The organism is Asanoa sp. NPDC050611, assembly GCF_040654855.1.
Classification (GTDB): Bacteria; Actinomycetota; Actinomycetes; order Mycobacteriales; family Micromonosporaceae; genus Asanoa.
On record NZ_JBFAIU010000244.1, the window covers coordinates 1 to 11603 of the forward strand.

General features: G+C 70.1%; 15 protein-coding genes. 9 read left to right on the top strand and 6 right to left on the bottom strand.

The features are described 5' to 3' along the window. The first annotated feature begins 104 nt into the window (after positions 1 to 104). Positions 105 to 908, top strand: a complete 804-nt coding sequence (locus AB0H87_RS29345; protein WP_360152596.1) for an SAM-dependent methyltransferase — start codon at positions 105 to 107, stop codon at positions 906 to 908. Between the two features lie 114 nt (positions 909 to 1022). Here AB0H87_RS29345 and AB0H87_RS29350 read toward each other — a convergent pair whose 3' ends face one another. Together AB0H87_RS29350 and AB0H87_RS29355 are read right to left on the bottom strand one after the other, a co-directional pair. Then, positions 1023 to 2177: a SpoIIE family protein phosphatase gene (locus tag AB0H87_RS29350; RefSeq protein WP_360152599.1), complete on the bottom strand. Its 1155-nt coding sequence runs from the start codon at positions 2175 to 2177 to the stop codon at positions 1023 to 1025. After that, positions 2174 to 2977 carry an alpha/beta hydrolase gene (locus tag AB0H87_RS29355; RefSeq protein WP_360152602.1) on the bottom strand — a complete coding sequence of 268 codons (804 nt, stop codon included), beginning with the start codon at positions 2975 to 2977 and terminating at the stop codon, positions 2174 to 2176. Before AB0H87_RS29355 ends, AB0H87_RS29350 begins: the two co-directional genes overlap by 4 nt. A gap of 44 nt (positions 2978 to 3021) precedes the next feature. Between AB0H87_RS29355 and AB0H87_RS29360 the strand changes: the two genes are divergently transcribed. Further along, positions 3022 to 3351 (top strand): STAS domain-containing protein, encoded by a 330-nt coding sequence (locus AB0H87_RS29360; protein WP_360152605.1) that lies wholly within the window; start codon positions 3022 to 3024, stop codon positions 3349 to 3351. A gap of 97 nt (positions 3352 to 3448) precedes the next feature. Continuing rightward, the gene (locus tag AB0H87_RS29365) at positions 3449 to 3850 is read left to right on the top strand and encodes an ATP-binding protein (protein WP_360152608.1); all 402 of its coding nucleotides are present in this window, start codon (positions 3449 to 3451) and stop codon (positions 3848 to 3850) included. 15 nt (positions 3851 to 3865) lie between these two features. Here AB0H87_RS29365 and AB0H87_RS29370 read toward each other — a convergent pair whose 3' ends face one another. After that, a complete protein-coding gene (locus AB0H87_RS29370) occupies positions 3866 to 4465 on the bottom strand; it encodes a TetR/AcrR family transcriptional regulator (RefSeq protein ID WP_360152611.1) in 600 nt (199 codons plus the stop codon). Between the two features lie 123 nt (positions 4466 to 4588). Between AB0H87_RS29370 and AB0H87_RS29375 the strand changes: the two genes are divergently transcribed. From AB0H87_RS29375 to AB0H87_RS29385, 3 genes are all read left to right on the top strand, one after another. Further along, a complete protein-coding gene (locus tag AB0H87_RS29375; protein WP_360152614.1) occupies positions 4589 to 5152 on the top strand; it encodes a hypothetical protein in 564 nt (187 codons plus the stop codon). Positions 5153 to 5154: 2 nt separating this feature from the next. Next, positions 5155 to 6588, top strand: coding sequence for an NAD(P)/FAD-dependent oxidoreductase (locus AB0H87_RS29380; RefSeq protein WP_360152617.1), 1434 nt, complete (start codon positions 5155 to 5157; stop codon positions 6586 to 6588). 77 nt (positions 6589 to 6665) lie between these two features. Next, positions 6666 to 6968: a hypothetical protein gene (locus tag AB0H87_RS29385; RefSeq protein WP_360152620.1), complete on the top strand. Its 303-nt coding sequence runs from the start codon at positions 6666 to 6668 to the stop codon at positions 6966 to 6968. A 4-nt stretch (positions 6969 to 6972) separates the two neighbouring features. On the opposite strand, the gene AB0H87_RS29390 is transcribed toward AB0H87_RS29385, so the two are convergent. Further along, positions 6973 to 7200 (bottom strand): hypothetical protein, encoded by a 228-nt coding sequence (locus tag AB0H87_RS29390; protein ID WP_360152623.1) that lies wholly within the window; start codon positions 7198 to 7200, stop codon positions 6973 to 6975. Positions 7201 to 7401: 201 nt separating this feature from the next. Continuing rightward, positions 7402 to 8175, bottom strand: coding sequence for a PPOX class F420-dependent oxidoreductase (locus AB0H87_RS29395; RefSeq protein ID WP_360152626.1), 774 nt, complete (start codon positions 8173 to 8175; stop codon positions 7402 to 7404). A gap of 224 nt (positions 8176 to 8399) precedes the next feature. Here AB0H87_RS29395 and AB0H87_RS29400 point away from each other — a divergent pair, with 224 nt between their 5' ends. Continuing rightward, positions 8400 to 9296: an aminoglycoside phosphotransferase family protein gene (locus tag AB0H87_RS29400; RefSeq protein WP_360152630.1), complete on the top strand. Its 897-nt coding sequence runs from the start codon at positions 8400 to 8402 to the stop codon at positions 9294 to 9296. A gap of 1 nt (position 9297) precedes the next feature. On the opposite strand, the gene AB0H87_RS29405 is transcribed toward AB0H87_RS29400, so the two are convergent. After that, positions 9298 to 10053 carry an LPXTG cell wall anchor domain-containing protein gene (locus AB0H87_RS29405; RefSeq protein WP_360152633.1) on the bottom strand — a complete coding sequence of 252 codons (756 nt, stop codon included), beginning with the start codon at positions 10051 to 10053 and terminating at the stop codon, positions 9298 to 9300. Between the two features lie 155 nt (positions 10054 to 10208). On the opposite strand from AB0H87_RS29405, the gene AB0H87_RS29410 reads away from it, so the two are divergent. Both AB0H87_RS29410 and AB0H87_RS29415 read left to right on the top strand, forming a co-directional pair. Beyond that, positions 10209 to 10709: a SigE family RNA polymerase sigma factor gene (locus tag AB0H87_RS29410; RefSeq protein WP_360152636.1), complete on the top strand. Its 501-nt coding sequence runs from the start codon at positions 10209 to 10211 to the stop codon at positions 10707 to 10709. 6 nt (positions 10710 to 10715) lie between these two features. Next, on the top strand, positions 10716 to 11573 hold the full coding sequence (locus AB0H87_RS29415; protein WP_360152639.1) for a hypothetical protein: 858 nt from the start codon (positions 10716 to 10718) through the stop codon (positions 11571 to 11573). Positions 11574 to 11603: the final 30 nt, after the last annotated feature.

Sequence of the window (11603 nt, forward strand, 5' to 3'; positions counted from 1 at the left end):
GTTCGGCATCCCGGCGCCAGTCCCGCGTGGACCGTCCAGCTGGGACTTTTGAGCCGGCGACGAGCGGGCTATTCCGCACGTCGGGCAACAACTATCGTGGGCGTGTGACCAACGACGTGGCCGCTGACAGCGGACAGGGCATCCCCCGCCTCAACACCTCGGTGCCGCACTCCGCTCGCGTGTGGAACTACTGGCTGGGCGGCAAGGACAACTTCGCCGTCGACCGCGCCGTCGGCGACGAAGTACGCACGGTCTTTCCGGGCATCGTCGACGCGGCGCGGTTCTCGCGGGCGTTCTTGCGCCGTGCCGTCACCTTCCTGGCCGGTGAGGCCGGCATCCGCCAGTTCCTCGACGTCGGCACCGGCCTGCCGACCGCCGACAACACCCACGAGGTCGCACAGCGGGTCGCGCCGGAGTCGCGCATCGTCTACGTCGACAACGACCCACTCGTGCTCGCCCACGCTCGGGCGCTGCTGACCAGCACACCCGAAGGCGCGACGCAGTACATCGACGCAAGCCTCAACGACGCCGACACGATCGTGCGTGAGGCCGCCACGACCCTCGACTTCGACCGGCCGATCGCGCTCATGCTGCTGGGCATCATGGGACATGTCGAGAAGCACGACGACGCGCGGGCGATCGTGGCGGCGCTGGTCGACCGGCTGCCGTCGGGCAGTTACCTCGCGATGTCCGACGGCACCTCGACCAGTGCGGCCGTCGTCGAGTCGCACCGGCAATACAACGAGAGCGGCGCGGTCCCGTACCACCTGCGCAGCCCGGGTGAGATCGAGGCGTTCTTCACCGGCCTCGAGCTCGTCGAGCCGGGCGTGGTGCCGTTCACGCAGTGGCGGCCAGAAGAGGCGCCGGCCTACGTCGACGGCTACTGCGGTGTGGCCCGCAAACCCTGACGCGCCTTGGACCACGTCGGCGACCCGCGATGTCGGTCGACGGTGCTGCCCCGGATTTCACGGTCGCTTCGGTAGCGCAAGCCGTCGACTTGCTCCTGTTGAGCTGTTGACGCTTCACCGGGATGTCGCGCCGATGGCCATCACCGCCGCGTCGTCATCCAGGCCGTCCTCGAAGGACGCGAGCAATGCCGTGATCGCCTCGACGGTCGACGCCGCGGACGCGGGCGCCAGCCGGCCCGCGAAGGCGAGAAGCGCCTCCAGCTCGTATCGCTCCTTGGCGTCCGGCAGGTGGGCGTCGACCAGGCCGTCGGTATAGAGCAGGAGAGTGTCGCCCGGGTTCAGGGTGAGTGTCTGCGTCCGGTAGGTGGCGTCGGCGAGCACTCCGATCAGCGGGCCACCGTTGGCCGGCAGGTAGCGGGCGTCGCCGTCGGCCTGGAGGAGCAGCGGTGGGGGATGGCCGCCGGTGGCGATGACGATCGTGGCTTCGCCGCCCGTCGTGAGAGTGCCGCACACGACGGTGCAGTGGCGGTGCGTCACGGAGCGGTGGTCCTGGTAGAGGATGGCGTTGAGGCTGTCCAGGGCGGTGGCCGGGTCGGGGTCGTGGAAGAGGGCCGTTCGCAGTGTGTAGCGGGCCATGGCGGTGACGGCTGCCGCTCCGACGCCTTTGCCGCAGACGTCGCCGAGCAGAAAGCCCCACCGGCCGTCGGGAAGCGGGAACAGGTCGTAGAAGTCGCCGCCGACCTCGTCGGGCGAGGCCATGTGGTACGCGGCGGCGGTCTGGGTGCCGGGCGGGGTGGGCAACACGGCCGGCAGCAGGCTCTGCTGCAGCGAACGGACGAGTTGGCGCAGTCGTTCCCGGTCGCGGTCGGCGGCCTGCCGGGCGCGTAACAGCTCCTGTTCGTACGCTAGCCGGTCCCGGGCGTCGAAGACGATGGTGCGCACGTACTGCGGTGTCTCGTCCCGCCCGGTGATGACGGTCGCGGTCACGAGCACGGGCATTCGGTTGTCGCCGGCCGCTTTCAGTTCCAGCGCGACGCCGCCGATCTCACCCTGCATCCGCAGCAGGGGCGCCATGTGCGTCTCGTAGTAGATCCTGCCGCCCACCGTGAGCAGGTCGCTGAACCGGCGTCCGACGACCTGCTCGCGTGGCAGGCCGAGCCAGCGCAGCAGGGTGGCGTTCACTTTGGTGATCGCGCCGTCGAGCGAGGTCGACAGGCTGCCGCACGGTGCGTTGTCGTACAGCTCTTCGGAATCGTCCGCACCGGTCACGGCAGCGAGGCCAGGAAGGAGTCGATCGCCTCCGCCGTCTCCCGCGGGGCGCTCAGCTGCGGGCAGTGACCGGTGGCGTCGAGGGTGACCAGCACGCTGCCCGCGACCCGATCGCGGACGAACGCGCCCACCTCGGGAGGCGCGATGACGTCGGTCCTGCATTCGAGGATCAGGGTGGGTAGGGACACCGCCGGCAGATCCGCCCGGTTGTCGGCCAGGAAGGTGGCGCGTGCGAACGACCGCGCGATCGTCGGGTCGGTCCGGCAGAAGCTGTTGGTCAGCTCCTCCGCGAGTTCAGGATTCTCGGGGTTCCCCATGATCACCGGCGCCATGGCGTGCGACCAGCCGAGGTAGTTGCTCTCCAGCGACTCCAACAGCTCTTCGATGTCCGACCGGCTGAACCCGCCGCGGTAGCCCTCGTCGTCGATGTATCGAGGCGACGGTGTCACCAGCACGAGGGCCGAGAAGAGGTCCGGCCGGTGGTTGGCGGCGAGCACCCCGATCATGGCGCTGACCGAATGGCCCACGAACACGACCTGGCGCAGATCCAGCTCCTCGCAGATCTCCACGACGTCGGCGGCATAGCCGTCGAGGCCGGCGTAGCGGTCCTCCCGCCATGCCGACAGGTCGGACCGGCCCGCGCCGACGTGGTCGAAACGTACGACGTGATGGTCCTTCTCGAGGATCGGCGTCACGAACCGCCACATGTTCTGGTCGCAGCCGAAGCCGTGCGACAGCATCACCACGCGGCCATCGGTCCGGCCACCGGAAACCACGTGGTTGCGGGCACGGACATCCATGCAACCATCCTCTCACCCGGTCGGATATGCAGTACGGTGCCGATGTGAACGCCGAGGGTGAAGGGGACACGCCACTGAGCGTGACGGTCCAGGACGCGGCCGACGTCGTCACCGTGCGGCTCGCGGGTGAGCTCGACATGGACACCGCGGGGCAACTCGTCGACACCTTCAACCGGATCTTAGACGGCGACGGCCGGAACGTCGTGTTGGACCTGGGCGACCTCGAATTCCTCGACTCCAGCGGGTTGCGGGTTCTCCTCGACGGCCGTGAGCGAGCCATCGAGAAGGGCGCCACACTGCGCGTTCGCCGCCCCCGGCCCTTCGTCGAACGCGTACTGCGCATCTCTGGGATCGCTGAGCTGTTGGGCCTGTGAGCCGTTCGCCGCCGGAGGGTCGGTCGGCGCAGCCGTCGATGTGTAGGTTGCCGCAGGGCGGGTACGCCGCCGGGACAGCCGAGGCGTAAGGGGCACCGTGGAAGCTGACGGCGGTGAGCGATCGGAGACCTTCTACGCGACGTTGACTGAGCAGCTCCTACCCGTGCGCGGTGCCGGGCGCCGAGCGCGACAGGTGGCAACGGAAGCCTGCCTGCGGTGGGATCTGCCGCTGCTGACAATTCCAGCCTGTATCGCTGTCTCGGAGTTGGTCGCGAACGGCGTCGTCCATGCCGGCACGATGCTCACTCTCACGGTGAGCCGGCGGGACGGTCAGGTCTGCGTCGCCGTGGAGGACGGCTCGACACACCACCCGCACCTGGACACCGGCCGCGACTTCAGCGGTCTTAGCCTCGTCACGGCCGTCGCGACGGCGTGGGGCTACTACGCCACCGACGCTGGCAAGGTCGTCTGGGCGTGGCTCGGGCCGGTGCGACGATGACCGGATAATCCGGGCTCAGGCCGGCTGGCGCGACCCGTGCACCTCGACGAGATCGTCGACGCCGCGGAGGAAGGTCTCGCAGATCGCGGCCGGGTCGAACAGGCACCCCGCCGCCATGGCGCCGTCGCGGAGCATGACGAAATGCCGCGCGGCCGCTTCCGACCCCGAAGCCTCGACGCGCGCCATCAGGGTGTTGATCGTTTCGAGGAACCACGCCCGATGGGCGAGCACGGCCTGATGCACCGGATGCGCGGGGTCGGGATACTCGGCCACGGCGTTCAGGAAGGCGCACCCCCGGAAGCCGGGGGACCGGATGCCATCCGCGATCGCCGCCGCCACGGCCTTGACGGCGTCGCCCGGTGACGCGCCCGCGCCAGCGGCGGCCGTTTCCACCTGGCCGCGGATGCCCTGGTCGGCGCCCTTCAGATAGGCGAGGACGAGGTCTTCCTTGCCGGGGAAATGCCGGTAGAACGTGGCCCGGGTCACCTTCGCCTCGGCGATGATCCGGTCGACGCCGACCGAGTGGATGCCCTCCGCGTAGAAGATCCCGGTTGCCGTGGTCAGGAGCCGGAGTCGGGCCTCCGACGGCCGGGTCCCGGTTTCGCTGCGGTCCATGCACCCATCGTAGCGGATAGAACGTTCGGTCTTGACAAGCGCGGACCGCAGCCGTCATTGTCTGAGGGGCAGCAGACAGAACGTTCGTTCTGCTGGACAGCCCCACGGACGAAAGGCAACACCATGACCACCGTCACCGCACCCGCCTCACCGACGACGACGGCAGCCGCGCTGAGACGGCTGTACTTCGCCCGCTTCGCCTTCGCCATCCTCTGGGCCGCCGTGACGTTCGCGATCGCCGACGAGATCAACCCGCTCGTCACCACGCTCTTCGTGATCTACCCGCTGGTCGACGCGGCGGCCGCGGCCATCGACCTCCGCTCGTCGCGCACCACCGGCTCGCCCACCCTGCTCTACGTCAACATCGTCGTCAGCATGCTCGCGGCGGTCGGTCTGGCCATCGCCGGCGGCGGGGCCAGCATCCCGGCGGTCCTGCGCGTGTGGGGCGCCTGGGCGGTGGTTGCCGGCCTCGTCCAGCTGATCGTCGCGGTCGCCCGCCGCGGACTGGGCGGCCAGTGGCCGATGATCATCAGCGGCGGCCTCTCCGTGCTCGCCGGTGGCTCGTTCGTCGCGGCCGCCTCCGCCGACGACCCCGCGCTGACCAACGCAATCGGCTACGCCATCCCCGGCGCCATCTTCTTCCTCATCGCCGCCATCCGGCTCGGTCGCGCGGCGAAGAGCAACTGATCATGGAATCCATCGCGTACGACGTCATCGTCATCGGCGCGGGACCCGCGGGGGAGAACGTCGCCGACCGGGTCACGCGGGGCGGCCTCACCGTCGCCGTCGTCGAGCGGAAACTGGTCGGCGGTGAGTGCTCCTACTGGGCGTGCATGCCGACGAAGGCGTTGCTCCGCAGCGCGACCGCGCTACGGGCGGCTCGCCGGCTGCCGGGTGCGCGCGAGGCGGTGACCGGCGACCTCGACGCGGCCGCCGTCCTGCGCCGCCGCGATTCCTTCGCCGCGCACTGGACGGACGACGAGCAGGTGTCCTGGCTCCGCTCGGCCGGGATCGCGCTGCACCGCGGCCAGGGACGGATCAGCTCGAACCGGGCCGTCGAGGTCACGGGCGACGACGGCGTCACGACATCGCTCACGGCCCGGCACGCGGTGGTCATCGCGACCGGCAGCGGTGCACTGGTCCCGGACGGTCTCCGCGCGGCGGCACCGTGGACGAGCCGCGAAGCGGCAGCCGCGCAGGAGGTGCCCCGCCGGCTCGCCGTCATCGGCGGCGGCGTGGTCGCGGTGGAGATGGCGACCGCGTACGCGGGCCTCGGATCCGCGGTAACCATGCTGACCCGCGACCGTCTGCTGCCCAGGGCGGAGCCGTTCGCCGGCGAGCACGTCACGAAGTCCCTGCGGGAGGCGGGCGTGTCCGTACGCGTCGGTGCCGAAGTCGCTTCGGTGAACCGGGACGACAACCGCACCGTCCACTTGATACTCACCGACGGCGAGCGGCTCGAGGCGGACGAGATCCTGGTCGCCGTCGGCCGTACACCGAACACACAGGACATCGGCCTCGACCGGATCGGGCGCAAGCCCGGCGACTGGCTCACGGTCGACGAGACGTTGCGGGTCGTCGACGAGGACGGCGCGCTGGTCGGCGACGGCTGGCTGTACGCCGTCGGCGACGTCAACCGGCGCGCCCTGCTGACGCACCAGGGCAAGTACCAGGCCCGCGCGGCCGGCGACGTCATCGTGGCCCGGGCCAAGGGCGCGGCGGTCGAGGACGTCCCATGGGGCCGGCACGTCGCCACGGCCGATGAGCACGCCGTGCCGCAGGTCGTCTTCACCGACCCCGAGATCGCCTCGGTCGGGCTGACCGCGGCCGCCGCCGAGGCAGCCGGCATCCGAACCCGGGTCGTCGACTACGACCTCGCCGCCGTCGCGGGAGCCGCCCTGCACGCCGACGGATACCAGGGACAGGCCCGGATGGTCGTCGACGAGGATCGCAAGGTGGTCGTCGGCTGTACGTTCGTCGGCCCGGACGTCGCGGAACTGCTGCACGCGGCGACCATCGCGGTCGTCGGCGAGGTCCCACTGGACCGGTTGTGGCACGCCGTGCCCGCCTACCCGACCGTCAGCGAGGTCTGGCTGCGCCTGCTGGAGGCGTACGGCCGTTGACCCGCGAACGCCTGCGTGACCACCTCACGTTGAGTCAGCATCGACTGGTAGCACCAAGAACAGAAGGAGAGCACATCATGCCAACCAAGATCACCTTGATCGTCGACAACCCGGCGAACCCCGATGAGTTCGAGAAGGCGTACGCGGAGGTGCGGGAAGCCGTCAAGGGACTGCCGAAGCTCCAGCGGGTCGAGTCGGCCAAGGTGTGGCCGAAGGAGGACGGCACGCCCACGCCCGCGTACCGGACGCTCGATCTGTACTTCGACAGCTACGAGGACGCGTCGGCCGCCGTCACCACGCCGGCCGCCGCTGCCCTGTTCGGTGGGCTCGCCGGAACGCAGGTGACGTTCACGGGCCTGTTCTCGGACATCGAGGACTAGCGGCTCAGCCCCGCGGCGCCGGGTAGGCGGTCGGGACGCACGGTGTGTCCCAAGTGGACCGCACAGTCGGACGGCGGCAGGTGTACGTGAGTGCCGGCGGGAGATTTCGCGACGCACTCGCGATCACCTCGTCGAACATGCCGTGCAGCAGTCGGCGCAGCCCGCGGGCGCCGGCCAGCGGCAGCGCCTGCAGATAGGCGAACGTGGCGAACCCCGCGCCGGGGGCGAGCACGTTGGCCACCGTGTGCCGCGGGCGGGAAGAGCGACCACGGCAGGCCGCTGACGACCGCGTCGACCCGGTCCACGCGGGACCCCGCCTGGAGCCGGCGGCGCTGCACCTCGGCGTCACCACGGTCAAGACTAATGTCGGCAACCTGATGACCAAGACACCAACCGGGTGCAGCTGGCCCGTGTTCGCCGTCCGCGCCCGGTCTCACCGAGCAGACGTAGGCAGCAGTTCGAAGTGGATGGTGCGGCCGGTCTTGCGACGTCCCAGCCGATGGGTCAGCGGCACGAGGACCCCGTGCAGCAGTGGGTACTTTGCCCGCAGCGCACGGGCCGCCGCGGCGTGCTCGACGCCGCTCAGCTTGCGCGCGACCGCGTGCACGGCGGCACCGGTAGGCACGCCGCGCGCGGTCGACGGCGCGACCGTGACGGCCGGGTTGTTGCGGATGCGCCGGGTCTTCCACGCCTTCTGGTAACTGCGCACATAGGTGTGCCCGCCGGCCACGACGATGCTGACCGGCGTCGTGACCGGTGTGCCGTCCCGGCGGAACGTCGTGAGCGCGACCGTCTTCTGCCGGGCGAACGGCGCCCACTCCGGCGTCGCGGTCGCGTCGACGCGACCCAGCACCCACCCCAGTTGACGCCACCGCTCCACGAGAGCGACTGCGGCCAGCACGGCGGACACGGCGATCAGCACGGTCTGACCGGTGGCGCCACCGACGTTGCGGTCGACAATGTGCGAAGCGGTATGCGCCAGACTGCCGACCAGATAGCCGGCCAACCCGACGGTGAACCCGTCGGCCCACACGAGCGCGAGCAACAACGCGGCCCCGAGCCCCAACTGAAACGCCCCGGCGTCGTGCACGAAGTGCACGCTGGGCGGAAAGTCCACGAACGATGCGAATGAATCCGGCGCGACCAGCCCCCAGAACCCCGCGGTGAGGGACAGCAGCGCGAGGAGCACGGTGATGGCAATGAGCATTCGTCTCATACCTCGTGGACGGCCCCACGCTCGGATGTGTGACGGCCGTGGATGTGACCGGCGCCGCACGCTTGATTCGTACCGCGGGCAAATGTCGTTGACAGCACTGATGGCTGTTGATTCGCTCTGACAACGAATCGTCGGCAGACAAGGACACCCGTTCAGTGAGCGACACGCCGGATCTCGGTCCCGCGCCGGAGCGTATCGATGTCCCCGTTGAGCTCGTGAGTCGGCTCGTGGCCAAACAGTTTCCGCAGTGGGCGGAACTGCCGGTCACCCCCGTGGCCAACGGCGGCTGGGACAACCGGACCTTCCATCTCGGGCCGCGGATGTCGGTCCGGATGCCGAGCGCGGCCGAGTACGCGCTGGCCGTGGACAAAGAGCATCGGTGGCTACCGGCGTTGGCGCCCCGCCTGCCCCTGCCCGTCTCCACTCCGATCGCGAAGGGGGAGCCCGGCGAGGGATATCCCTTCCCGTGGTCGATCTACGCGTGGCTCGACGGCGAACCGGCGAGAGCTGACCGCATCGCCGACCCGATCCGGTTCGCGGTGGACCTGGCCGAGTTCCTGGCGGCCTTGCGGCAGATCGATCCAGCAGACGGTCCGCGTCCCGGACTACACAACTGGTACCGCGGCGGAACCCTGAAGACCTATGAAGGCTTGCTCCGGGGGGCGCTCACGAAGCTGGCCGGTCACGTCGACGTTGACCTCGTCACCGAGATCTGGCAGGACGCGCTGGCCGCGCCGTGGGACGGGACCGAGCTGTGGTTCCACGGCGACGTCGCCCAGGGCAACATCCTGCTCTCTGCGGGGCAACTGGCCGCCGTCATCGACTTCGGCACCTGCGGCGTCGGCGACCCGGCCTGCGACCTGGCGATCGCCTGGACGCTGCTGACCGTCGAAGGGCGGCAGGTGTTCCGGGAGAAGCTGACCGTCGACGAGGCGTCCTGGTCGCGGGGGCGCGGCTGGGCACTCTGGAAGACCCTCACCACACGCGCCAGCACACTGGACGACGGCGACGAGGAGGCCGACACCGCTCGGCGCGTCCTCGACGGCATCATCGCCGACTATGTTGCGTGCCGTGGCGACCAACCACGCCGAGGCGGCTCCCGGACGCCTTGACTCAGGTCCGCCGCCGGCGGCCGGCGAGCACCAGTCCTGCGCCGCCGAGGGCCAGCAGGGCACCAACTGCGGCCAAGGCCGCGACGGGAGTGCCGGTCAACGGCAGCGCGGCGCCGTCACCGGCGCCGCCGCCCGGGGCGTGGCCGCCGACGGCTGACGTCGACGGTGTGGCGGTGCGGGACGGTCGCGGTGACGGACTGCCCGAGGGGCAGTCGCCCGGCTTGGCGTCCTCGATCGTCACGGCCAGCGCCGCCACATTGTTCGCGGGGTTCGGGTCGTTCTCGTACTCGATCCGCGCCTCACCCGGCGTCGTGCACTTCTGCAGGATCCGGATGGCGATGCTGTACGGGAAGCCGTTTACGTGGACACCGCTCGGATTGTCGTAGTCGGGGTAGTTCATCGTCACCGACCGGCACCGCAGGTGCGTTCGGGGCGTGATCACCTCGCAGTACGAAGGCACTTCGTCGTACCAGAACTCCGTGCCGCCCGGCAGGCGGATGTCGGTGACGTACCCGCCGGTCTGGACGATGCTCGGGCCGTAGTTGTGCCCGAATAGCTGGACCTGAACCTGCCATCCGATCTTTCCGCTCGTCGGCCTCAGTTCCAGGGCGAGGTCGGCCACCGGCGCCTCGTCGGCGACCGCGACGCCGACACCGGCGCCGACGGCGATCAACGGCGCGGCCACACACGCGAGCACGCCACGAACCAACCGGGAAACGGCCACCACCAGCTCCAAGATCGATCGAAACGAACGCATCATTAGATCTCCTCAGGGGCGCTCCAGCCATGCCCGTTCGGACGATCTTGGCTAACGCTGTGACAATCCGCGGTGGGAGGGAGACGACGGTGGACGTGAGGCAACCTTCCGGACCGCCGGACCGTGGTAGGGGCGTGACGGACCAAACCAAGCCAATGTCCGCGGCGGATGCGTCGTACGTGGCATTCGTCGAGGTGGCCTGGCAGCGCCACATCCGGCTGGCGATGCTGCTGACCGGCGATCGGTGGCAGGCCGAGGAGCTGCTCCAGGACAGCCTGGTCAGGATGTACGAGCGGTGGCGCAAGCTGTCCCGGCTCGACGACCTGCACGCTTACCTGCGGCGCTGCCTCGTCAACAACCACACCTCCGGCTGGCGGCGGCGTCGCCGGGAGAGCCTCGTCCCGGAGGTGCCCGACCGTGCGGCGCCCGCCGGTGGTGGGTTCGACCAGGACGCCGACGACCTGCGGCGGGCGCTGCTGGCCCTGCCGCCGAAGCAGCGGGCGGTGGTGGTGCTGCGCCACTACGAGGACCTGCCGGAGCGGGCGGTGGCCGAGGTGCTCGGCTGCTCGGTCGGCACGGTCAAGAGCCAGCACTCCCGGGCCCTGGAGAAGCTCCGCCAGCTCGTGGAACAACCCTCCTACTCAGGAAACAGGTGAACAGGCATGCACAACCTCGATGAGCGGTTGCACGACCTCGTCGACGGGGAGGTCGACTCCGCCGCGCCGGTGGGAACGCTGCTGGAGCGGGGCCGGCGGGCCCGGCGCCGCCGTCGGACCGCGATGGCGGGCTCGACGCTCGCGGTGCTGGCCCTGGCCGCCGTCGGCGTCGCGGCCGCCGTGCAGCCGGGACCGGCCAGCCCCGACGTCACCGCCGGCGCGACGTCGCCGCAGCTCAAGCTCGCCTCGGCCTTTGCCACGAGCAAGGACATCAGCTATCGCGTACGGGTGACGGCCGACGTCGTCGGTGGCGGCAGCAAGCTGACCTACGAGGGGGCGTTCGACCCCACGACCGACACGGGGTACGTGCGCGTGCCGCTGGACGACTCCGTGCAGACCGAACTGCTGATCAACGGTACGAGGTACGCCGGCGGCGAGCCGCCGACCGGGCCGCTGCCTGACGACAAGCAGGGACCGGGGGAGAAGTACGGCCGCTACGGCCAGTATCCCGGGACCTATGACCAGCTGTCCCTCTACGCCGAGCCCGGCAGCGTCCTGGCCGCCGCCGCACCGGACCCCGCCGCGCTCTACGACGTCTTCCAGAAGACGAACGCCACCGTCACCGAGAACAGCGACGGCACCCTGCACTTCGCCTTCAACACCCAGCACGACGGCGGCTCGAACGCGATCTCCGGCGACATCACCCTCGACGCCGACGGCCGGCTCGGCAAGGTGACGCTGAGCGACACGTGGGAGTCGACCCAGAAGGCCGCCACGGGTACGGCGATCGCGACGCTCGAGCTGTTCGACTACGGCGTCGAGGTCAAGGTCGAGCGTCCGACCGACGTCGTCCCCGCCAACTAGACCCGATCGGGGGCGACCGCGGCCGCGGTC